Here is an 18,720-nt window from a genome sequence, read left to right as displayed (position 1 = left end):
CCTAATCAAACAAACGCCTCTGTTACCTAACAAACCAAACAGGCTTATCCTAATGCCTGGAATTGCTTAACAAACAGCCATAGCATACCGGCTGTACCTTCACTTTAAAAAAGCGAACTGGTTTTTTATTGTTATTTAATTCCAACATTAAATGTATTTTATCCAATCACAACGGTTAAAGATGATACCGTTAACACACGCGCAATTATTATTGCTTAAACAAAACCGTAAGCTGCTGGAGCTATCATTAGGCTTAACACCTTCAGCTATGCTGATCGATCCGTTATATATCAAAGAAATTGATGATGCCTTCGATAGTTTCTGGCTACCTAATACGCTCGCCTTTCCTGATAAATACCAATGGTATACCGGCTGGGAGATTGTTCTTAAAAGCACCAATACCGTCATTGGCGGCATTGGCTTTGCCGGTTATCCTAATGATGCCGGCGAAGCGGAGATTGGTTATATGATCGACGCCAACCAGCATAACAAAGGTTATGCTACAGAAGCTTTACAATTACTTTCGCAATGGGCATTTACACATGAATTTGTAAAAGCTATCATAGTGCGCACCTATGCAGATAACCTGCCATCACGAAGGATATTGGAAAAGTGCGGTTTCACTTTAATGAATGAAGTTGAATGCTTATTGACTTATAGCCTGAACCGCGAGTAAACAGATCAGGGAATCACCATGATTTTACCTAAAACGGCAGTCAATTACATAAAAAAACGGCACCGATCATAGATCAGTGCCGTTTTAGTATCTGTTAAACCGAATAATTAATTATTCGCCTTTTTCAGCGTTCTCTTCGTTTTCAGAAGGTGCAGGTGCCTCAGCAGCCGGCTCTTCTTTAACGTCTTCAACTACTACAGCTTCTTCTGCAGCTACAGGAGCAGCAGTTTTAGCTTTTGCACCAGAACCACCACGACGACGGGTTGATTTCTTAGCAGGAACAGCAGCGTCAGCACCGTAAACAGTGTTGTAATCAACAAGCTCGATGATTGCCATTTCAGCGTTATCGCCTAAACGGTTTTCTAACTTGATGATACGGGTGTAACCACCCGGACGGTTAGCAATTTTTTCAGCGATTTCGCGAAAAACGATTGATGTAGCGTCTTTATCCTGCAGGTAGCTGAATACTGTACGACGTGAGTGCGTAGTATCGTTTTTTGATTTTGTTAAAAGTGGCTCAACATAACCGCGTAAAACTTTTGCTTTTGCTAATGTTGTAGTGATACGCTTGTGTAAAATAAGCGAAGATGCCATGTTAGCCAGCATCGCTTTGCGGTGGCTGGTAGTACGGCCTAAGTGATTGTTTTTGTTTCCGTGTCTCATTGTTTTATATATTTCACGTGCATACCGTTGGGCGATAGGCTCAAGCCCTCGGAATTATGCTTTCGCTTAATGTTTGCAACAAGAATCAAGAGCCAAGAAATCAAGAGTCAAGATATAAAATTCCTGATTCTTGCTTCTCACCGTCTTGCTTCTTTCTTATTCTTCGTCTAACTTAAATTTAGACAGGTTCATGCCAAAAGATAAACCTTTTGATTTAACCAGGTCCTGGATTTCAGTTAACGATTTCTTACCAAAGTTCCTGAATTTTAACATGTCAGCAACATCGTACGATACCAGGTCAGCAAGGCTGCGGATATCAGCAGCTTTAAGGCAGTTAAGGGCACGTACAGAAAGGTCAAGATCAACCAGTTCGGTTTTAAGGATCTTGCGCATATGCAGTATCTCTTCATCCACTTCTTTGGTTTCTTCTTTAGCTTGTGCTTCAAGCATCATGTTTTCATCGCTGAACAGCATAAAATGCTGGATCAGGATTTTCGCTGCTTCTTTCAAAGCATCTTCAGGGTGGATCGAACCATCGGTAGCAATATCCAATACTAATTTCTCATAGTCGGTTTTTTGCTCAACACGATAGTTTTCGATGGTATATTTTACGTTTTTGATCGGCGTATAGATCGAGTCGATAGCGATCACACCTACGTTAGCGTCAGGATTTTTATTTTCCTCGCTTGGTACGTAACCACGGCCCTTGCCTACAGTAAGCTCAACTTCAAGCGTTACAGCCGGATCCATATTGCAAAGTACCAAATCAGGATTTAATACAGTAAAGTTGTTAGAGAATTTGGTGATATCTCCTGCTTTAAATGCATCCTGGCCATTTACAATAACAAATATTTTCTCGCTGTCGCCAGATTCACCTGTTTTCTTAAAACGAACTTGTTTAAGGTTCAGGATGATCTCGGTTACGTCTTCAACAACACCTTTGATGGTTGAAAATTCATGAGTTACTCCCGAAAAACGAACAGAAGTAATTGCATAACCTTCAAGTGATGAAAGTAAGATACGACGCAGAGCATTACCAATGGTTACACCAAAACCTGGTTCTAACGGACGAAATTCAAACGTACCATCAAAATCATTTGCTTTTTGCATGATAACCTTGTCTGGTTTTTGAAATGCTAAAATTGCCATTTATATCCTTTATTTATTGTTTACTTGATAATTGATTTGAGATATGGGATTTGAGATGTGAGATTTACTCTGCTGTTCAAACGCTTATTCAAATCTTTTGTTTGTGATTTGCATATATACGAAAACCAGAAATGAGATTTGAAAAAACTCTCAAATCTCACATCTGATATCTCATATCTTATTTAGAGTACAACTCGACGATCAGGTTTTCCTTGATGTTTTCAGGGATCTCATCGCGGTTAGGATAGTTAAGGAATTTACCTGTAAGGTTGTTCGCATCCCACTCTAACCAGCTGTATTTGTTGATTCTTCTACCGGCCACTGAAGTAGTGATAGCCTCTAATGATTTAGATTTTTCACGCACTGCAACCACATCACCAGCTTTCAATGCATATGAAGCGATGTTCACAACAGCACCGTTAACAGTGATGTGTTTGTGGTTAACCAATTGACGTGCTGCCGAACGTGTAGGAGCAATACCTAAACGGAAAACAGCGTTATCTAAACGAGCTTCCAGGAATTTCAACAGGTTTTCGCCTGTGATACCTTCTTTAGCAGAAGCACGGTGAAATAAGTTTTCGAACTGACGCTCTAATACACCATAAGTGTATTTAACTTTTTGTTTCTCTTGCAACTGAGTAGAGTACTCTGATTGCTTTCCACGACGTTTTGAAGCACCGTGCATGCCCGGAGGATAGTTTTTACGTTCTAACGCTTTGTCCGGACCGAAGATCGGCTCACGGAAACGACGGGCAATTTTGGATTTTGGTCCTGTATATCTGGCCATTTTTGTGTGTTCTTAAAGTATCATGCAGCCTGCAGCTGCCGAATCTTAGCTTTAAAAAATATATTAATTAAACTCTTCTTCTTTTTGAAGGACGGCAACCGTTGTGTGGAAGCGGTGTAATATCTTTAATCGTAGTTACTTCGATACCTGCAGTTTGCAAAGTACGGATAGCTGACTCACGACCGGCACCTGGGCCTTTTACAAATACTTCAACTTTACGTAAACCTAAGTCATAAGCAACTTTACCGCAATCGGCAGCAGCTTGTGAGGCAGCGTAAGGAGTATTCTTTTTTGAACCTTTGAAACCCATTTTACCAGCTGATGACCATGAAACTGCCTGGCCGGTTTTGTTGGTAAGGGTGATGATGATGTTGTTGAAAGTAGCATTGATGTGTGCTTCGCCAACCGGCTCAACAATCACAATGCGTTTCTTGGTTACTTTTTTAGCTTTAGCCATTTTTTTAATTTTTGAATTAATGAATTACTGAATTAACGAATAATCCGGACCCATTAATTATACTGTCAAAATGAGGTATTCCTGATGATTTAAAGGTTATCAAGCGGCAATTAACCAATCTCTAACCTCTAAGCACCAATCACTATTTAGTAGCTTTTTTCTTGTTAGCAACTGTTTTACGTTTACCTTTACGGGTACGTGAGTTGTTTTTAGTGCGCTGACCACGTAATGGTAAACCTTTACGGTGACGTGTACCGCGGTAACAACCAATATCCATCAAACGCTTAATGTTAAGCTGCACTTCTGAACGTAATGCACCTTCAACCTTAATTTGGTCGTTAATAATTCCGCGTATAGAAGATAATTGCTCATCGGTCCAGTCTTGTACTTTGATATTAAAATCAATACCAGCCTCAGTCAAAATTCTTTGAGCTGTTGAGCGGCCAATACCGAAAATGTAAGTAAGTCCGATTTCTCCTCTTTTATTCTTTGGTAAATCAATACCTGATATCCTTGCCATATTTCTTGTAATTTATTGAGTTATCGAATTATTGAATTATCGAATCGCTATCATCAGTAATTCAATCATTCTCCAATTCAGTAATTGTTCTTAGCCCTGGCGTTGTTTAAACTTCGGGTTCTTCTTGTTAATAACGTAAAGTTTCCCGTTACGGCGGATGATCTTGCAATCAGCGCTGCGCTTTTTGATGGATGCTCTAACTTTCATCTTTTTATTTATATCTATAGGTTATTCTACCCTTTGTTAAATCGTATGGACTCATTTCAAGCTTCACCCTGTCGCCAGGAAGAATTTTAATGTAGTGCATACGCATTTTGCCCGATATGTGCGCTATAATCTCATGACCATTTTCAAGTTCAACTCTGAACATTGCATTTGACAATGCCTCTCTAATTGTACCGTCTTGCTCAATCGAAGATTGTTTAGCCATATTTTGTTGATTATTACTTAATTATCCGCCCTAAAACCGGGATGCAAAATTAATAAAAAATTATTTAATTATTATTTTTTTCTTTTAAAACATTTTCTACGTAATCAAACGTCGATAAAATGTCCGGAGTACCTTTTCGTACCGCTACTGTATGCTCATAATGTGCCGAAGGTTTCTTGTCAGATGTTGAAACTGTCCAGCCATCATCCCAAAACTTAACACCGGCACGGCCGGCATTGATCATGGGCTCAATGGCTATCACCATGCCTTCTTCCAGTTTGATACCAGCACCGCGTTTGCCATAGTTAGGTACTTCGGGCTTTTCGTGCAGCTTTAATCCTACACCATGGCCAACAAGTTCCTTTACTACACCAAAGCCGTTCTTTTCGGCATGCTCCTGTACCGCGTATCCGATATCACCTACCCGCATCCCTACAACCGCTTTTTCAACACCCAGCTTTAAGCATTCCTGCGTTACACGCATCAGCTTTTTAACCTGATCGCTAACCTCGCCAATGGCAAAGGTATAAGCGGAGTCGCCGTAGTATTTATTTAAAACAACGCCGCAATCAACTGATACCAGGTCGCCCTCAGTTAAAACATGCGATCCGGGGAAGCCGTGTACAACCTGGTCATTCAGGGAGATACACAGTGAATAAGGAAATCCGTGATAGTTTAAAAAGGCAGGAACACCGCCGTTGTCCCGTATAAAGGTTTCGGCAAGCTTATCCAGTTCAATTGTTTTAACACCCGGAGCGATAACCTTAGCTATCTCTCCGAGTGTTTTTGAAACAAGTAAAGAACTTTCTCTTATGAGTTCTATCTCTTCGACAGACTTATAATTGATTTTTGACATTGCTAATTAAATCGCTGTCGGACTGGTACCGGCAGCGGCAGGCATAGCTGTACGTCCCTTAATCCGTCCGGTTTTCATTAAACCATCATAATGGCGCATCAACAAGTGACTTTCTATTTGCTGTAATGTATCCAAAACAACACCCACCAGGATGATCAGCGATGTACCGCCGAAGAACCTTGCGAATACCGGAGATACACCAACCAAACTGGCCAATGCCGGGATGATTGCTATAATAGCCAGGAATACTGATCCTGGTAAAGTGATCTTTGAAATTACGCCATCAATAAACTCAGCAGTAGTACGGCCTGGTTTAATGCCCGGGATAAAGCCACCATTCTTCTTCATATCATCGGCCATTTGGTTAGGGTTAACCGTAATAGCAGTATAGAAGTAAGTGAACAGGATGATCAGTATCCCAAACAACAGGTTATGCTCCCATGAGTTATAGTTAGCTAAAGCTATCAATATACCGTTTGATGATACGTTAGGGAAAAACTGCGATACAGTTTGTGGGATAAACATCAATGCCTGAGCAAATATGATTGGCATTACACCTGCAGCATTTACCTTTAAAGGTATGTACTGGCGTACACCGCCATATTGTTTGTTACCCACAATACGTTTAGCGTATTGTACCGAAATTTTACGCGTTCCCTGTACTATCAGTATAGTAAACATTACCACACCAATAAGACCTACGATCTCCACAATGAAAGCAATTAAACCACCGGCACCGCCATTACGCGAAACGAACTCGGTAGTAAACGCCATTGGTAACTGAGCAATGATACCCACCATGATAATAAGTGAAATACCGTTACCGATACCTTTATCGGTGATCTTTTCGCCTAACCACATTACAAATAATGTACCTGCCGTTAACACAAAAGTGTTAATGAAGATAAAGGTAAAAGGATCGGCAATAGTCCTTGCATCAGCAGCAACCTGCGATTTAAGGTAACCTATAGCCTGTAAAAAGGTAATACCTATTGTCAGGTAGCGGGTCCATTGGTTAAGCTTGTTGCGACCGCTTTCACCTTCTTTTTGCAATTTGGTAAAATACGGAACGGCAATACCCAGCAGTTGCACCACAATTGAAGCCGAAATGTAAGGCATAACACCTAACGCAAAAATAGAGGAACGTGAAAACGATCCTCCTGCAAACATATTCAGCAATCCTACTAATCCTTCTGCTTTTTGGGTTGATGCTACCGCGGCGTTAACGCCCGGCAAAACCACGAATGAGCCTACACGATATATTAAAAGAAATAAGAGTGTGTTAGTAATACGCACTCTCAGATCTTCGATTTTCCAGATATTGGATAATGTGGTGAAAAATTTCTTCATCGAAATTATAACTTAACTATGGTACCACCTGCAGCTTCAATAGCTTTTTGAGCTGTAGCAGTAAATGCATGTGCTTTAACTTCTAATTTGGCAGTAAGCTCACCACGGCCCAGGATCTTAACCAGGTCGTTACGTGATACCAAACCGTGCTCTTTCAAAGTATCAAAATCAACAGCAGTAAGCGAAAACTTTGTTACTAATTCCTGAAGTACGTCAAGGTTTACACCTGTGTACTGAACACGGTTAGGGTTTTTAAAGCCCACTTTAGGCACACGGCGCTGTAAAGGCATCTGACCGCCTTCAAAGCCTACCTTGGTGCTGGTACCTGAACGTGAACCGGCGCCTTTGTGGCCACGGGTTGACGTACCGCCACGGCCAGAACCTGTACCACGGCCAATTCTTTTTCTATTTTTGGTTGAACCTTCTGCAGGTTTTAAATTACTTAAATTCATGATATTAAATATTTTCAACCGCTACCAGGTGGTTCACTTTCCTAACCATCCCAACTATAGCAGGTGTAGCCTCAACTTCCACACTGTGGTTAATTTTACGCAAGCCTAAAGCCTCGATTGTTTTTTTCTGGCGTTCCGTTCTGTCGATCACGCTCTTAATCTGTGTTATTTTGATCTTAGCCATGACTGATTATCCGTTAAATACTTTACCTAAACTAATTCCGCGCTGTTGTGCTACTGTATTTGCATCACGTAACTGGGCTAATGCCGATACGGTTGCTTTTACCACGTTGTGCGGGTTTGATGAACCTTTTGATTTTGCCAATACGTTGTGTACACCTGCCGACTCTAATACGGCACGCATAGCACCACCTGCAATTACACCGGTACCGTTAGCTGCTGGTTTAATGAAAACAAAACCACCGCTAAATTTACCAATTTGCTCATGAGGTACAGTTCCGTTAATGATTGGAACTTTTACCAGGTTCTTTTTAGCATCATCAATGCCTTTAGCAATAGCTTCAGTTACCTCTTTAGCTTTACCTAAACCGTAACCTACAACACCGTTTTCATCACCTACTACTACGATAGCAGAGAAGCTGAAAGTACGGCCGCCTTTGGTTACTTTGGCAACACGCTGTATGCTTACCAAGCGGTCTTTTAATTCGATCTCGCTTGTTTTTACTCTTTTTATGTTGATTGTTGACATTTCTCTTTTCGATTAAAAGTTTAAACCACCTTCACGTGCACCTTCGGCCAATGACTTAACACGGCCATGGTACAGGTAACCGTTCCTGTCGAAAACCACATCTTTAATACCTGCAGCGATAGCTTTTGAAGCTACCAGTTTGCCTACAGCTACTGATTGATCTGATTTTGTACCTTCAGCGGCAAAATCTTTTGATAAAGATGATGCTGAAACTAAAGTTTTACCGGTTACATCGTCAATGATCTGCGCATAAATACCTTTATTACTTCTAAATACTGACAGGCGGGGACGTTCTGTTGACCCTGAAAGGCGTTTCCTGATGCCTTTTTTAATCCTGTCTCTTCTTGATAGTTTAGCTCCCATGACGATTATTTTTTAGATGCTGATTTACCTGCTTTTCTTCTCAAAATCTCGCCCTGGAACTTGATACCTTTACCTTTGTAAGGCTCTGGTGCACGTAATGAACGGATTTTAGCTGCTACCTGGCCAATTAACTGTTTGTCAATTGATTCAAGGATGATGGTTGGGTTTTTACCCTTATCAGCAGTGGTTGTAACTTTAATTTCTTGAGGTAATTCAAATACATAGTGGTGAGAGAAACCCAACACTAAATCTAATGTATTACCGGTATTGGTGGCACGGTAACCTACACCCACTAATTCCTGGGTTACTTTGTAACCTTCGGTTACACCAATTACCATGTTATTTAAAAGCGCGCGGTATAAACCATGTAACGCTTTGTGACGTTTTTGATCAGACGGGCGTTGAACCAGTAACTGACCGTCTTCCTGTGCAATAGTGATATCGCTATCTATTGCCTGTTGCAACTGGCCTTTAGGGCCTTTTACGGTAACAACATTATCTGCTGAAACTGTAATGGTTACTCCCTGTGGCAGTGCTATCGGTGCTTTTCCTACTCTTGACATTGCTTAAATTTCTTCTGTTAATAAACGTAGCATAAAACCTCACCACCAACATTTTGCTGACGAGCTTCTTTATCAGACATAACGCCTTTAGAAGTTGACAGGATGGCGATACCTAAACCATTTAGTACACGTGGCATGTTTTCCATACCTGCGTATTTCCTCAAACCTGGTTTGCTGATGCGCGAAATGCTGCGGATAGCAGAAATTTTAGTTATCGGGTGGTATTTCAAAGCAACTTTGATAGTGCCCTGAGGACCATTATCCTCAAACTTATAATTTGCAATGTAACCTTTGTCGAAAAGCACCTTAGTGATTTCCTTCTTCAGATTTGATGCAGGAATTTCAACAACCCGGTGGTTGGCTTTAATAGCATTCCTTACTCTTGTAAGATAATCTGCGATTGGATCTGTATTCATTTTATTGTGTTATGACGGTGGTTTCCTTCCGGTAACATCCCGGGCGACCTTCCATCGGTTAATTCATTTTGTATTTGAGATTTCGGATGTTCGAATTTGCCACAATCTCAAAAAAAATTAAAAATATCGAAATTTCGAAATCGAAATTCCGAAATCCGATATTTTTATATCTTCTTACCAGCTTGCTTTTTTTACTCCCGGGATCTTGCCTTCAAGAGCCATTTCACGGAATGTAACACGTGAGATGCCAAACTGACGCATATAACCACGAGGGCGGCCGGTTAATTTGCAACGGTTGTGCAGTTTTACCGGTGATGATGCTTTTGGTAATTTATCTAAAGCAGCGTAATCGCCAGCTTCTTTTAAAGCAGCTCTTTTTTCAGCGTATTTAGCTACTAATTTTGCGCGCTTTACTTCACGTGCTTTTACACCTTCTTTAGCCATTGCTATTTTGATTTTTAAATGGTAAACCAAATTGTTTCAACAACTCCAATGCTTCAACATCGTTTGTTGCGGAGGTTACAAAGGTAATATCCATACCTTGGATTTTATTGATTTTGTCAATATTTATCTCAGGGAAGATAATTTGCTCAGTAATACCTAATGTATAGTTGCCGCGGCCATCAAAACCTTTATCGTTGATGCCTTTGAAGTCACGGATACGTGGCAGGGCTACAGCGATTAAACGATCCAAAAACTCGTACATTGTGTTGTCACGCAGGGTAACACGTACGCCAACCGGCATATTTTTACGCAATTTAAAGTTTGAGATATCTTTTTTAGATTTTGAAGATACTGCCTGCTGACCAGTGATGGTAGTTAACTCAGTGATGGTGTTTTCGATCAATTTCTTGTCGGTAGTTGCACCACCTACACCCTGGTTAATGGCAATTTTCTCCAATTTAGGAACCTGCATTACGCTTTTGTACTGAAATTTATCTTTCAGTGCGGTGCGGATTTCGTCCTTGTATTTTGATTTTAATCTTGGTACGTAAGTCATTACTTAATTTCCTCCCCTGATTTTTTTGCTACCCTTACTAATTTGCCGGCGTCATTTTTTTGACGGCCAACACGGGTTGTATTACCTGTTTTAGGATCAACCAGCATTAGGTTTGAAATATGTATAGCAGCTTCTTGTTTAACAATTCCGCCGTTAGGGTTAGCAGCATTAGGTTTTGTATGTTTTGATACCATATTGGCACCTTCAACAATAGCCCTGTTCTTATCTACCAAAACCTCAACGATTTTGCCTTGTGATCCTTTTGAATCGCCGGCGATAACTTTAACCAGGTCGCCTTTACGGATCTTTAATTTTACTTTCTTTTCCATGTTACAATACCTCCGGTGCTAATGATACAATTTTCATAAATTGTTTCTCGCGCAGTTCCCTTGCAACAGGGCCAAAGATACGTGTACCTCTTGGCTCGTCCTGGTTGTTTAACAACACAGCTGCGTTATCGTCGAAACGGATATATGAACCGTCTTTTCTGCGGATCTCTTTTTTAGTACGCACAACTACGGCTTTTGATACGGTACCTTTTTTAACGTTACCTGATGGTAAAGCGCTTTTTACGGTAACCACAATTTTATCGCCGATTGATGCATACCTTTTACCGGTACCACCCAATACACGGATCACTAAAACTTCTTTAGCGCCGCTATTGTCGGCTACTGTTAATCTTGATTCCTGTTGTACCATCTTATTTAGCCCTTTCTAAAATTTCAACTAATCGCCAGTTTTTGGTTTTGCTCAGCGGGCGGGTTTCCATGATCAATACTGTATCGCCTACGCCACAAGTATTGGTTTCATCATGAGCCATAAATTTGGTAGTCTTTTTTACGAACTTACCGTAAATAGGGTGTTTCACCTTACGTTCAACGGCCACAACGATAGATTTCTCCATTTTGTTGCTAACTACGAGGCCGGTACGTGTTTTTCTTAAATTTCTTTCCAATTCCATTGTCTGAATGTTTAAAAAATTAATTCTTTTCAGAAGCGGCCGCCGCTTTACGTTTTGTTAATTCAGTATTTAACTGAGCAATTCCTTTGCGTACTTTAGTTATACGGGACGGGTTCTCAATAGCTGAAACTGCATGAGCGAATTTCAATTTGGTTAGGGTAGCCCTTTCCTCGCTGATCTTAGCAACAATCTCTTCAGTTGATAGGCCCAAAATTTCTGAGTTCTTCATTTTTCTTTGTTATTTGTTGTCTGTTGGTAAGTTTAAACGTTGTATTGTTTTTATTTGAATGGTGAAATTCGGCATCTAACTTCACAACATTAAAACTTTACAACTCTTCAACTAACTCCTCAATTTATGCTTCTACGTAATCCCTACGTACAATAAATTTAGTTTGCACCGGTAATTTCTGTGCTGCAAGGCGTAAAGCCTCTTTAGCAACTTCCAAAGGCACGCCTTCGGCTTCAAAAATGATCCTTCCGGGGCGTACTACCGCAACCCAGTATTCAGGAGCACCTTTACCTTTACCCATACGTACCTCTGCAGGTTTCTTGGTTACAGGTTTGTCAGGAAATATCCTGATCCAAACCTGTCCTTCACGTTTCATAAAACGTGTTACAGCGATACGTGCAGCCTCGATCTGACGGCTGGTGATCCATGCCGCTTCGAGTGATTTAACACCAAAAGATCCGAATGAAAGTTCAGCACCACGGGTGGCTAAACCTTTCATCCTGCCTTTTTGCATCTTTCTGAACTTCGTTCTTTTTGGCTGTAGCATTTTCTTAAGCTTTTATATCGTTATTCGATATTTGTCTTGTACTTTAATTATTATCTCTTACCTGGGCCACCCGGACGGTTTCCACCTTGTCCACCCGGACGGTTTCCACCTTGTCCGCCCGGACGGTTACCACCGCCACGACGATCGCCACCTGGTTTCCTGTCGCCACGACGCTCACCGCCGCGCTCGCCGCCTCTTTCGTTACCACGGCCACCAAAGCCTGGTGCACCGCCCTCTGGCCTGCCACCTTTACCGCTTGCGCTGCTGGTACCGCCAATGTTTGGAGAAAGATCGCGTTTGCCATAAACCTCGCCTTTGCAGATCCAAACTTTAACACCTATTTTACCATAGGTAGTTAATGCTTCTGCTAATGCGTAGTCAATGTCAGCACGGAAAGTGTGCAAAGGAATCCTGCCTTCTTTATATTGCTCGCTACGTGCCATCTCAGCGCCGCCTAAACGGCCTGAAGTCATTACCTTGATACCTTCGGCACCCATACGCATGGTTGCAGCGATTGTGGTTTTCATGGCACGACGGAAAGAGATACGTGCTTCTAATTGTTTTGCAATGCCTTCTGCTACTAATTGTGCATCAAGCTCAGGACGTTTGATCTCGAAAATGTTGATCTGAACTTCTTTCTTGGTAAGTTTTTTCAACTCTTCTTTGATCTTGTCAACTTCCTGACCGCCTTTACCGATCACAATACCCGGACGGGCAGTGTGGATAGTTACGGTAATGCGTTTTAAAGTACGCTCGATAACTACTTTAGATACACCACCTTTAGCAATACGAGCTGAAAGGTATTTGCGGATTTTTTCGTCTTCAACTAATTTATCGGAGTAGTTGTTGCCACCGAACCAGTTAGAATCCCAACCTCTGATGATTCCTAACCTGTTACCTATTGGATGTGCTTTCTGTCCCATTTCAAATTAATTGTTTTCGTTTTTACTATCCACAACAAGTGTTACGTGGTTTGAGCGTTTGCGGATACGGTATCCCCTTCCTTGCGGAGCAGGGCGTAACCTTTTTAACTGACGGCCACCGCCTACAGATACTTCCTTAACAAAAAGGTTGCTGTCTTCAACACGTTTGCCTTCGTTTTTTGCTTCCCAGTTTTTGATAGCTGATAACAAAAGTTTCTCTACACGAATAGCAGCTTCTTTGTTAGTAAATTTCAATATGTATAACGCTTTCTCAACGTTTTCACCGCGGATCAAGTCAACCACCAAACGCATTTTGCGTGGTGAAGTTGGGCAGTCCTGTAACTTAGCAACAGAAGCGCCGCCTACAAGAGCTTTCGCAGCTTCTTTTTGTTGCCTGATTAGTACAGACTTTTTAATTTTTGTTGTTGCTTCCATTGCCTGTTATTTTTTCTTTTCTGCGTGTCCGCGGAATGTACGGGTTGGGGCAAACTCTCCCAGCTTGTGTCCAACCATGTTTTCTGTTACGTACACAGGGATAAACTTGTTACCGTTGTGTACTGCGAATGTATGACCAACGAAATCAGGAGAGATCATGGAACGACGTGACCATGTTTTTACAACTGATTTTTTATTTGCATCATTCAGTACCATAACTTTCTTATCTAAGTTATGATCGATGTAAGGTCCTTTTTTTATTGAACGAGCCATTATTTCTTCCTTCTTTCAATGATGTAACGATCCGATGTTTTCTTCTTGTCACGGGTTTTGTAGCCTTTAGCCAATAAACCTTTACGTGAACGTGGGTGACCACCTGAGGCACGGCCTTCACCACCACCCATAGGGTGATCTACCGGGTTCATAGCTACACCACGTACCCTTGGCCTGCGGCCTAACCAGCGTTTGCGGCCGGCTTTACCTAACACAGCGTTTGCTCTTTCGCCATTTGAAACGGTACCGATAGTTGCCAAACAAGTTGACAGGATCATGCGGGTTTCGCCTGAAGGCAATTTGATGATAGCATATTTGCCATCACGTGCTGATAATTGAGCGTAAGTACCGGCGCTGCGGGCAATTACACCACCCTGACCAGGGTTTAACTCAATGTTGTGAATGATCGAACCAAGAGGGATATTCTTTAATGGTAAGGTATTACCTACTTCGGGAGCTGCTGTTTCGCCTGCTGTTACAATTGTACCAACTGTTAAGCCTTCCGGAGCAATCATGTACCTTTTCTCGCCATCAGCAAAGTGTAGCAGGGCTATACGTGCCGAACGGTTAGGATCGTACTCGATAGTTGCAACTTTTGCCGGGATATCAAACTTATTACGTTTAAAATCAATTAACCTGTATGCTTGTTTATGACCACCACCTAAGTAGCGCATAGTCATTTTACCGCTGTTGTTACGACCGCCCGATCTTTTGTTTGATGCTACAACCAACGATTTTTCAGGAACGTTTGTTGTGATATCTGAATTAGATACATCAACTCTGAAGCGGGTACCCGGGGTAACCGGTTTAAATCTCTTTACTGCCATTTCTATAATTATATATTGCTGTAAAAATCAATTACTTCTCCGTCCTTCAACGTAATGATCGCTTTTTTGTAAGTAGCTGAACGGCCCTGAACGGCGCCTGCCTTAGTATTGCGAGTTTTAAGTTTGCCGACGTATTTCATGGTGTTTACCGCCGTAACGTTTACACCGTACATTGCCTCGATGGCACTCTTGATCTGAATTTTGTTAGCCCTGTGATCAACTTTGAAAGCATAACGGTTAAGCTTGTCAGTTAACTGAGTAACTTTTTCAGTAAGTAGGGGTTGTTTTAAAATTTCCATAATTACTTAGCTAATGCTTCCTCCAAAGTTTTAACAGCACCTGTAGTTAACAACAGCTTGCCTGCGTTTAACACATCATAAGTGTTAAGCTGCTCAACTGAAATTACTTTGCTTTTCTTCAGGTTCCTGCTTGATAAATACACATTGTTATTTTCGGCAGATGCTACTACTAATAATGTTTTTTCATTAGTAACATTCAGATCGGCCTCCAGCTTAATGTAGTTTTTAGTTTTGATGCTATCAAAGCTAAAATCCTCTAACACTAAAATATTGTTATCTTTTGCTTTGTATGATAAAGCTGATTTACGGGCCAGTGATTTAAGCTTTTTGTTTAATTTGAAGCTATAATCGCGTGGTTGCGGACCGAATACACGGCCACCACCGTTAAATAATGGTGATTTAATACCACCGGCACGGGCACCGCCTGTACCTTTTTGTTTGTATAATTTGCGGGTTGAACCTGCAATTTCATTACGCTGTTTTGATTTGTGTGTACCCTGACGCTGGTTAGCAAGAAATTGCTTAACATCAAGATAGATAGCGTGATCATTTGGCTCAATACCGAAAACCGACTCAGGAAGCTGCACCTTGGCACCTGTTTCTTTACCTGATACGTTTAATACGTTAACTTCCATCTTATTTATCCACTATTACGAATGAACCCTTAGCTCCGGGGATGGAACCTTTAACTACTAACAGATTCTGCTCCGCGAAAACCTTAACTACTTCAAGGTTTTGTATTTTAACACGGGCGTTTCCGGTTTGACCTGCCATGCGCATACCTTTAAATACACGTGATGGCCATGATGACGCACCCAAAGAACCTGGCGCACGTAAACGGTTGTGCTGACCGTGAGTTTGCATACCCACGCCGCCAAAACCATGACGTTTTACCACACCCTGAAAACCCTTACCTTTTGAGGTACCTACCACGTCAACAAAATCTCCCGCAGCAAAAATGTCGACAGTAACGGTGTCGCCTAATGCTTTTTGATCTTCGAAAGTTTTGAATTCAACCAGTTTACGCTTTGGAGCGCTACCGGCTTTCTGGAAGTGTCCTTTTAGAGGGGCAGAAGTGTTTTTTTCCTTTTTGTCGCCATACGCTAACTGAACAGCAGCGTATCCGTCTGTATCCACAGACTTAACTTGTGTTACCACGCAAGGGCCAGCTTCGATTACTGTGCAGGGAATGTTTTTCCCTGTTTCGTCGAAAATGCTGGTCATTCCTACTTTTTTACCAATAATTCCTGACATTTTTTTAATTGTTTTTGTGCCCATCGAAGCAGTAGGGCTTCGTTCAAGGCATATTTCTCCCCCGAAAGGGACGGCAAAGATAGAAACTTTGTATTAATTATCAAATAGTTAGTAAGTTATTTTTTTATAATTTTTGCATCCGCGTTTTAACATATGTTTGAAAGGTATTTGGCTAAGCATTAGCCGGTTTGATTTTTTGACTTTTCACAGCCATTTTGGAAGGTATGCTACCGCATCACCCGGCTGACGGCGTAAAACTGAAGATGGGCCGGGGAAATTTTTAAAGATTGGGGGGGATTGAGGGGCTATTTGCTGACAGCATGCCGACCATGAACCCTTAAGCAAAGAATTAGCATGTCAGCCTAAAAATCACAGATCCTTTATGCGGCTTGTTAACTCACTATCACTTATGCTATCCAGATCAGATTTATCATAGATAGATAATAAGTAAACCGTTCCATTAACAACCTGAACATAGGTAATTATTCTTGCACCGGCCGATTTCCCTTATTTTTTGAAGTAATAGCCATCCGAATTTTATAACAGTTATTTCCTAAAGGAGTTCCCGATTTCGGATTTTCAACTAATTCGGCAATTAAAACTGTTAAATCCTTCTTTAAAGAAATGTACTTTTTAGAAAGTTTCTTAAGTTCACGGACAAACGCCGGGGTTGGCAGAATCTTAAAGCTCATTAAGTAATTCTTGTATCGTTTTTGCTTCAACCTTACCCTGCTGATGCAACCTGACAAACTTTACTGACTCTTCCAGATCGTCTAATACCTGTTTTTTCTTCTTCTCGCCTTTTGTCTCTTTGTCTTTCTTTATAGAAATAACCTTCCCTCCTAACTGCTCGACCAGATCGGCCAGCGTTTTCCCTGCCTTTTCGGGTATTTCGATTGTTAACGTTGTCATATAACAAATTTAAACATTTATAATAACAATTGAACAGCAATGACATAACGCCCCCGATGCAGGCCTGGCCATGGAAAGCCCCCATCCGGCGCGGGCATGCAACGCCGGCAAAAGCGTGGTATACTCGCGATTTACAGTAATTCAGTTCTATTTTATGGCGCCGATTTTTTTTGAACAAGTGCATTACCTTGCGCAAACAAGCTAAAGCGTACACCGCCCCGGGTTTCAAAACTGTCTTTTTTTATTAATTGCCTGCTTTTCAATAGTTCAGAAAGTTCCTGGGGTTGATCTTCAACGGAATATGTAAGTACCCACAAACGCTTAACGGCATAGGGACAATGCGTATTTAAAAGGCTATCCTTATAGATTACATCAAGCCGCCTATCTATAACACCTAAATCTTTATAGTATTTTACCGGTAAGCCTGTTAAGTTGCCCGTATAAAGGGCATCGCCTTTTTCAAATTTTTTATTGATGGTTTCAATCCCCCTTTTAATATCATCATGCTGCGTGTAAGGCGGTTGGTGTATAAATACAACCCTGGCCATTAATGCCGGAAACAGTAAAAAGATAAAACCGACGGCTTTTCCAAATCTCAGATGAGATAGCCCGGTGACTAAAAACTCATAGCTGAATACGCACGTAATGACCAGGCCAGGGGTTAAGTATAAATATAATCGGGTTTCAAATGGATATAATTTAAGCCCGGATAAAACAAGATGGACGCAAACCGGCAGTAATGTTAATATCATGAGATCGTATCTTCTGTACCTAACCAACAGTATGACACCCAGGCCGAATAATACCAAAATACAGGTCCCGATAAGCTGCCCGAAGTAAAAAAGAAAATAAAAAATGCCGTGAAAACGACCTGCTATCCACCCCCAAAACGACGAATCAAAGGGCATAAAAGCACCCGCGTTTGACCAGTACCCAACCATTTTATGTTGCGTTGGATGGCTGTAGATAAACACAAAATAATATAAAGCAAAGAAAACACCCCAACACAAATTGGTGATTATAAAATGCCTGCCCAGGGGCCTATTTTCCGATCTTGATTTATAAAACAGGTATATATCAACCGTAAGCAGGATAATTGGTGTGATGTTGGAGAGATATATGCAGATTGAGCCCAGTACCAAAAGCTTATAGTAAAATCCCTTTAATGCTTTCTCTTCAATCAACAGATAATAGAATATGGCAATTACCAGAAGATCGACAATATACTGTTTGGCCTCGCTTGAGTAATAAATTATGGTTTGATTAAAAATGACCAGGCTCAATCCTAAAATAATGCTGTAAATGCTTTTGAAAAGCCTGCTTAGTATCCGGCCAAAAAGGGGCAGGAACGCCAAATAGCAGATAAGGGGGAATACCTTAAGCGCATAATCTGATTTGGGCACCAGCGATATAAATGCTTTTTGAATAAGCAGGAACAACACAGGCGCAACCCCATTATAATCAAGAGGCCGGAACAGACCAACAGCATTACGGTGTATTAAATTAAGGGTTAATACAGCTTCATCAAGCCATACGCCCCGGTCGCTTAAAAATTGAATCCCCGCTAATACTATTGCAATTATAAAAAGGGCGTATAAAACAAATCTTTGGGTTAGGTATCTGTTCACTTACATTCCGGGTTAAGGCTTTTAGATTTGAGCCTAAACTA

33 protein-coding genes are annotated in these 18,720 nt (G+C 41.2%); 1 reads left to right on the top strand and 32 read right to left on the bottom strand.

The genetic code is table 11. The features are described from left to right. Positions 1–181 precede the first annotated feature (181 nt). Positions 182–676, top strand: coding sequence for a GNAT family N-acetyltransferase (locus tag BLS28_RS09775; RefSeq protein ID WP_176844425.1), 495 nt, complete (start codon positions 182–184; stop codon positions 674–676). Between the two features lie 111 nt (positions 677–787). On the opposite strand, the gene rplQ is transcribed toward BLS28_RS09775, so the two are convergent. The 32 genes from rplQ to BLS28_RS09615 all read right to left on the bottom strand — a co-directional run bounded on the left by rplQ (position 788) and on the right by BLS28_RS09615 (position 18,679). Next, positions 788–1,339 carry a 50S ribosomal protein L17 gene (rplQ, locus tag BLS28_RS09770; protein ID WP_091165413.1) on the bottom strand — a complete coding sequence of 184 codons (552 nt, stop codon included), beginning with the start codon at positions 1,337–1,339 and terminating at the stop codon, positions 788–790. A gap of 156 nt (positions 1,340–1,495) precedes the next feature. Continuing rightward, positions 1,496–2,488 carry a DNA-directed RNA polymerase subunit alpha gene (locus BLS28_RS09765; RefSeq protein WP_090529218.1) on the bottom strand — a complete coding sequence of 331 codons (993 nt, stop codon included), beginning with the start codon at positions 2,486–2,488 and terminating at the stop codon, positions 1,496–1,498. A 178-nt stretch (positions 2,489–2,666) separates the two neighbouring features. Next, positions 2,667–3,275, bottom strand: a complete 609-nt coding sequence (gene rpsD, locus BLS28_RS09760) for a 30S ribosomal protein S4 (protein WP_090529221.1) — start codon at positions 3,273–3,275, stop codon at positions 2,667–2,669. A 67-nt stretch (positions 3,276–3,342) separates the two neighbouring features. Continuing rightward, positions 3,343–3,732 (bottom strand): 30S ribosomal protein S11, encoded by a 390-nt coding sequence (gene rpsK, locus BLS28_RS09755; RefSeq protein WP_090529224.1) that lies wholly within the window; start codon positions 3,730–3,732, stop codon positions 3,343–3,345. A gap of 142 nt (positions 3,733–3,874) precedes the next feature. Further along, positions 3,875–4,252: a 30S ribosomal protein S13 gene (gene rpsM / locus BLS28_RS09750; protein ID WP_090529226.1), complete on the bottom strand. Its 378-nt coding sequence runs from the start codon at positions 4,250–4,252 to the stop codon at positions 3,875–3,877. 90 nt (positions 4,253–4,342) lie between these two features. Beyond that, positions 4,343–4,459 carry a type B 50S ribosomal protein L36 gene (gene ykgO / locus BLS28_RS09745; protein ID WP_022833269.1) on the bottom strand — a complete coding sequence of 39 codons (117 nt, stop codon included), beginning with the start codon at positions 4,457–4,459 and terminating at the stop codon, positions 4,343–4,345. 4 nt (positions 4,460–4,463) lie between these two features. Beyond that, on the bottom strand, positions 4,464–4,682 hold the full coding sequence (gene infA / locus BLS28_RS09740; protein WP_022833270.1) for a translation initiation factor IF-1: 219 nt from the start codon (positions 4,680–4,682) through the stop codon (positions 4,464–4,466). A 64-nt stretch (positions 4,683–4,746) separates the two neighbouring features. Next, the gene (gene map / locus BLS28_RS09735) at positions 4,747–5,538 is read right to left on the bottom strand and encodes a type I methionyl aminopeptidase (RefSeq protein ID WP_091165403.1); all 792 of its coding nucleotides are present in this window, start codon (positions 5,536–5,538) and stop codon (positions 4,747–4,749) included. 6 nt (positions 5,539–5,544) lie between these two features. Continuing rightward, positions 5,545–6,888 (bottom strand): preprotein translocase subunit SecY, encoded by a 1,344-nt coding sequence (secY, locus tag BLS28_RS09730; protein ID WP_090529231.1) that lies wholly within the window; start codon positions 6,886–6,888, stop codon positions 5,545–5,547. Positions 6,889–6,893: 5 nt separating this feature from the next. After that, positions 6,894–7,340, bottom strand: coding sequence for a 50S ribosomal protein L15 (gene rplO / locus BLS28_RS09725; RefSeq protein ID WP_091165398.1), 447 nt, complete (start codon positions 7,338–7,340; stop codon positions 6,894–6,896). A gap of 4 nt (positions 7,341–7,344) precedes the next feature. Further along, positions 7,345–7,524, bottom strand: a complete 180-nt coding sequence (rpmD, locus tag BLS28_RS09720; RefSeq protein WP_022833274.1) for a 50S ribosomal protein L30 — start codon at positions 7,522–7,524, stop codon at positions 7,345–7,347. A gap of 6 nt (positions 7,525–7,530) precedes the next feature. After that, positions 7,531–8,049: a 30S ribosomal protein S5 gene (gene rpsE, locus BLS28_RS09715; RefSeq protein ID WP_090529238.1), complete on the bottom strand. Its 519-nt coding sequence runs from the start codon at positions 8,047–8,049 to the stop codon at positions 7,531–7,533. A gap of 12 nt (positions 8,050–8,061) precedes the next feature. Further along, a complete protein-coding gene (gene rplR / locus BLS28_RS09710; protein ID WP_090529241.1) occupies positions 8,062–8,412 on the bottom strand; it encodes a 50S ribosomal protein L18 in 351 nt (116 codons plus the stop codon). Between the two features lie 5 nt (positions 8,413–8,417). Then, positions 8,418–8,975, bottom strand: a complete 558-nt coding sequence (rplF, locus tag BLS28_RS09705) for a 50S ribosomal protein L6 (protein WP_090529244.1) — start codon at positions 8,973–8,975, stop codon at positions 8,418–8,420. Between the two features lie 17 nt (positions 8,976–8,992). Further along, positions 8,993–9,391 (bottom strand): 30S ribosomal protein S8, encoded by a 399-nt coding sequence (gene rpsH / locus BLS28_RS09700; RefSeq protein ID WP_090529247.1) that lies wholly within the window; start codon positions 9,389–9,391, stop codon positions 8,993–8,995. Between the two features lie 174 nt (positions 9,392–9,565). Continuing rightward, the gene (rpsN, locus tag BLS28_RS09695; RefSeq protein WP_090529250.1) at positions 9,566–9,835 is read right to left on the bottom strand and encodes a 30S ribosomal protein S14; all 270 of its coding nucleotides are present in this window, start codon (positions 9,833–9,835) and stop codon (positions 9,566–9,568) included. Next, a complete protein-coding gene (gene rplE, locus BLS28_RS09690) occupies positions 9,828–10,391 on the bottom strand; it encodes a 50S ribosomal protein L5 (RefSeq protein ID WP_090529254.1) in 564 nt (187 codons plus the stop codon). Before rplE ends, rpsN begins: the two co-directional genes overlap by 8 nt. After that, positions 10,391–10,720 carry a 50S ribosomal protein L24 gene (gene rplX, locus BLS28_RS09685; protein ID WP_090529257.1) on the bottom strand — a complete coding sequence of 110 codons (330 nt, stop codon included), beginning with the start codon at positions 10,718–10,720 and terminating at the stop codon, positions 10,391–10,393. The genes rplE and rplX overlap by 1 nt, the downstream gene beginning before the upstream one ends. A 1-nt stretch (position 10,721) precedes the next feature. After that, positions 10,722–11,090 carry a 50S ribosomal protein L14 gene (gene rplN / locus BLS28_RS09680; protein WP_090529260.1) on the bottom strand — a complete coding sequence of 123 codons (369 nt, stop codon included), beginning with the start codon at positions 11,088–11,090 and terminating at the stop codon, positions 10,722–10,724. Position 11,091: 1 nt separating this feature from the next. After that, positions 11,092–11,346: a 30S ribosomal protein S17 gene (rpsQ, locus tag BLS28_RS09675; protein ID WP_091166929.1), complete on the bottom strand. Its 255-nt coding sequence runs from the start codon at positions 11,344–11,346 to the stop codon at positions 11,092–11,094. A 25-nt stretch (positions 11,347–11,371) separates the two neighbouring features. Beyond that, the gene (rpmC, locus tag BLS28_RS09670; protein WP_090529266.1) at positions 11,372–11,581 is read right to left on the bottom strand and encodes a 50S ribosomal protein L29; all 210 of its coding nucleotides are present in this window, start codon (positions 11,579–11,581) and stop codon (positions 11,372–11,374) included. Between the two features lie 124 nt (positions 11,582–11,705). Next, positions 11,706–12,128 (bottom strand): 50S ribosomal protein L16, encoded by a 423-nt coding sequence (rplP, locus tag BLS28_RS09665; protein ID WP_090529269.1) that lies wholly within the window; start codon positions 12,126–12,128, stop codon positions 11,706–11,708. Between the two features lie 50 nt (positions 12,129–12,178). Beyond that, the gene (gene rpsC / locus BLS28_RS09660; RefSeq protein WP_090529273.1) at positions 12,179–13,051 is read right to left on the bottom strand and encodes a 30S ribosomal protein S3; all 873 of its coding nucleotides are present in this window, start codon (positions 13,049–13,051) and stop codon (positions 12,179–12,181) included. Positions 13,052–13,057: 6 nt separating this feature from the next. After that, positions 13,058–13,486 carry a 50S ribosomal protein L22 gene (rplV, locus tag BLS28_RS09655; protein WP_091165379.1) on the bottom strand — a complete coding sequence of 143 codons (429 nt, stop codon included), beginning with the start codon at positions 13,484–13,486 and terminating at the stop codon, positions 13,058–13,060. Positions 13,487–13,492: 6 nt separating this feature from the next. Continuing rightward, entirely contained in the window at positions 13,493–13,759 is a 267-nt protein-coding gene (rpsS, locus tag BLS28_RS09650) for a 30S ribosomal protein S19 (protein WP_022832979.1), read from the bottom strand. Beyond that, positions 13,759–14,586 (bottom strand): 50S ribosomal protein L2, encoded by an 828-nt coding sequence (gene rplB / locus BLS28_RS09645; protein ID WP_090529279.1) that lies wholly within the window; start codon positions 14,584–14,586, stop codon positions 13,759–13,761. The genes rpsS and rplB overlap by 1 nt, the downstream gene beginning before the upstream one ends. Positions 14,587–14,594: 8 nt before the next feature. Beyond that, positions 14,595–14,885, bottom strand: coding sequence for a 50S ribosomal protein L23 (gene rplW, locus BLS28_RS09640; protein WP_090529282.1), 291 nt, complete (start codon positions 14,883–14,885; stop codon positions 14,595–14,597). A gap of 2 nt (positions 14,886–14,887) precedes the next feature. Further along, positions 14,888–15,520 carry a 50S ribosomal protein L4 gene (gene rplD / locus BLS28_RS09635; protein ID WP_090529285.1) on the bottom strand — a complete coding sequence of 211 codons (633 nt, stop codon included), beginning with the start codon at positions 15,518–15,520 and terminating at the stop codon, positions 14,888–14,890. Position 15,521: 1 nt separating this feature from the next. Then, complete coding sequence (gene rplC, locus BLS28_RS09630) at positions 15,522–16,139, bottom strand: 50S ribosomal protein L3 (RefSeq protein WP_090529696.1); 618 nt, start codon at positions 16,137–16,139, stop codon at positions 15,522–15,524. A 482-nt stretch (positions 16,140–16,621) separates the two neighbouring features. Continuing rightward, the gene (locus tag BLS28_RS09625) at positions 16,622–16,831 is read right to left on the bottom strand and encodes a type II toxin-antitoxin system RelE family toxin (protein ID WP_256337385.1); all 210 of its coding nucleotides are present in this window, start codon (positions 16,829–16,831) and stop codon (positions 16,622–16,624) included. Beyond that, on the bottom strand, positions 16,821–17,051 hold the full coding sequence (locus tag BLS28_RS09620) for a hypothetical protein (protein ID WP_091165371.1): 231 nt from the start codon (positions 17,049–17,051) through the stop codon (positions 16,821–16,823). The genes BLS28_RS09625 and BLS28_RS09620 overlap by 11 nt, the downstream gene beginning before the upstream one ends. Positions 17,052–17,203: 152 nt before the next feature. Then, a complete protein-coding gene (locus tag BLS28_RS09615; protein WP_091165368.1) occupies positions 17,204–18,679 on the bottom strand; it encodes a hypothetical protein in 1,476 nt (491 codons plus the stop codon). Positions 18,680–18,720 lie beyond the last annotated feature (41 nt).

This window comes from Mucilaginibacter gossypii (assembly GCF_900100945.1).
Taxonomy (GTDB): Bacteria; Bacteroidota; Bacteroidia; order Sphingobacteriales; family Sphingobacteriaceae; genus Mucilaginibacter; species Mucilaginibacter gossypii.
This window is presented reverse-complemented; position numbering and strand designations above follow the sequence as displayed.

Excerpts from the sequence above, each read along its gene's own strand:
- BLS28_RS09625 (WP_256337385.1), bottom strand. The coding sequence starts at position 16,831 with ATGAGCTTTAAGATTCTGCCAACCCCGGCGTTTGTCCGTGAACTTAAG.
- BLS28_RS09620 (WP_091165371.1), bottom strand. The coding sequence starts at position 17,051 with ATGACAACGTTAACAATCGAAATACCCGAAAAGGCAGGGAAAACGCTG.
- rpsK (WP_090529224.1), bottom strand. The coding sequence starts at position 3,732 with ATGGCTAAAGCTAAAAAAGTAACCAAGAAACGCATTGTGATTGTTGAG.
- rplW (WP_090529282.1), bottom strand. The coding sequence starts at position 14,885 with ATGGAAATTTTAAAACAACCCCTACTTACTGAAAAAGTTACTCAGTTA.
- rplP (WP_090529269.1), bottom strand. The coding sequence starts at position 12,128 with ATGCTACAGCCAAAAAGAACGAAGTTCAGAAAGATGCAAAAAGGCAGG.
- rpsM (WP_090529226.1), bottom strand. The coding sequence starts at position 4,252 with ATGGCAAGGATATCAGGTATTGATTTACCAAAGAATAAAAGAGGAGAA.
- rplX (WP_090529257.1), bottom strand. The coding sequence starts at position 10,720 with ATGGAAAAGAAAGTAAAATTAAAGATCCGTAAAGGCGACCTGGTTAAA.
- rpsD (WP_090529221.1), bottom strand. The coding sequence starts at position 3,275 with ATGGCCAGATATACAGGACCAAAATCCAAAATTGCCCGTCGTTTCCGT.
- rplF (WP_090529244.1), bottom strand. The coding sequence starts at position 8,975 with ATGTCAAGAGTAGGAAAAGCACCGATAGCACTGCCACAGGGAGTAACC.
- rplO (WP_091165398.1), bottom strand. The coding sequence starts at position 7,340 with ATGAATTTAAGTAATTTAAAACCTGCAGAAGGTTCAACCAAAAATAGA.
- rpsN (WP_090529250.1), bottom strand. The coding sequence starts at position 9,835 with ATGGCTAAAGAAGGTGTAAAAGCACGTGAAGTAAAGCGCGCAAAATTA.
- map (WP_091165403.1), bottom strand. The coding sequence starts at position 5,538 with ATGTCAAAAATCAATTATAAGTCTGTCGAAGAGATAGAACTCATAAGA.
- rpsC (WP_090529273.1), bottom strand. The coding sequence starts at position 13,051 with ATGGGACAGAAAGCACATCCAATAGGTAACAGGTTAGGAATCATCAGA.
- rpmC (WP_090529266.1), bottom strand. The coding sequence starts at position 11,581 with ATGAAGAACTCAGAAATTTTGGGCCTATCAACTGAAGAGATTGTTGCT.
- infA (WP_022833270.1), bottom strand. The coding sequence starts at position 4,682 with ATGGCTAAACAATCTTCGATTGAGCAAGACGGTACAATTAGAGAGGCA.
- rplQ (WP_091165413.1), bottom strand. The coding sequence starts at position 1,339 with ATGAGACACGGAAACAAAAACAATCACTTAGGCCGTACTACCAGCCAC.
- rpmD (WP_022833274.1), bottom strand. The coding sequence starts at position 7,524 with ATGGCTAAGATCAAAATAACACAGATTAAGAGCGTGATCGACAGAACG.
- rpsE (WP_090529238.1), bottom strand. The coding sequence starts at position 8,049 with ATGTCAACAATCAACATAAAAAGAGTAAAAACAAGCGAGATCGAATTA.
- rpsS (WP_022832979.1), bottom strand. The coding sequence starts at position 13,759 with ATGGCTCGTTCAATAAAAAAAGGACCTTACATCGATCATAACTTAGAT.
- secY (WP_090529231.1), bottom strand. The coding sequence starts at position 6,888 with ATGAAGAAATTTTTCACCACATTATCCAATATCTGGAAAATCGAAGAT.
- rplN (WP_090529260.1), bottom strand. The coding sequence starts at position 11,090 with ATGGTACAACAGGAATCAAGATTAACAGTAGCCGACAATAGCGGCGCT.
- rplB (WP_090529279.1), bottom strand. The coding sequence starts at position 14,586 with ATGGCAGTAAAGAGATTTAAACCGGTTACCCCGGGTACCCGCTTCAGA.
- BLS28_RS09775 (WP_176844425.1), top strand. The coding sequence starts at position 182 with ATGATACCGTTAACACACGCGCAATTATTATTGCTTAAACAAAACCGT.
- rpsH (WP_090529247.1), bottom strand. The coding sequence starts at position 9,391 with ATGAATACAGATCCAATCGCAGATTATCTTACAAGAGTAAGGAATGCT.
- ykgO (WP_022833269.1), bottom strand. The coding sequence starts at position 4,459 with ATGAAAGTTAGAGCATCCATCAAAAAGCGCAGCGCTGATTGCAAGATC.
- rplE (WP_090529254.1), bottom strand. The coding sequence starts at position 10,391 with ATGACTTACGTACCAAGATTAAAATCAAAATACAAGGACGAAATCCGC.
- rplD (WP_090529285.1), bottom strand. The coding sequence starts at position 15,520 with ATGGAAGTTAACGTATTAAACGTATCAGGTAAAGAAACAGGTGCCAAG.
- rplR (WP_090529241.1), bottom strand. The coding sequence starts at position 8,412 with ATGGGAGCTAAACTATCAAGAAGAGACAGGATTAAAAAAGGCATCAGG.
- rplC (WP_090529696.1), bottom strand. The coding sequence starts at position 16,139 with ATGTCAGGAATTATTGGTAAAAAAGTAGGAATGACCAGCATTTTCGAC.
- BLS28_RS09765 (WP_090529218.1), bottom strand. The coding sequence starts at position 2,488 with ATGGCAATTTTAGCATTTCAAAAACCAGACAAGGTTATCATGCAAAAA.
- rplV (WP_091165379.1), bottom strand. The coding sequence starts at position 13,486 with ATGGAAGCAACAACAAAAATTAAAAAGTCTGTACTAATCAGGCAACAA.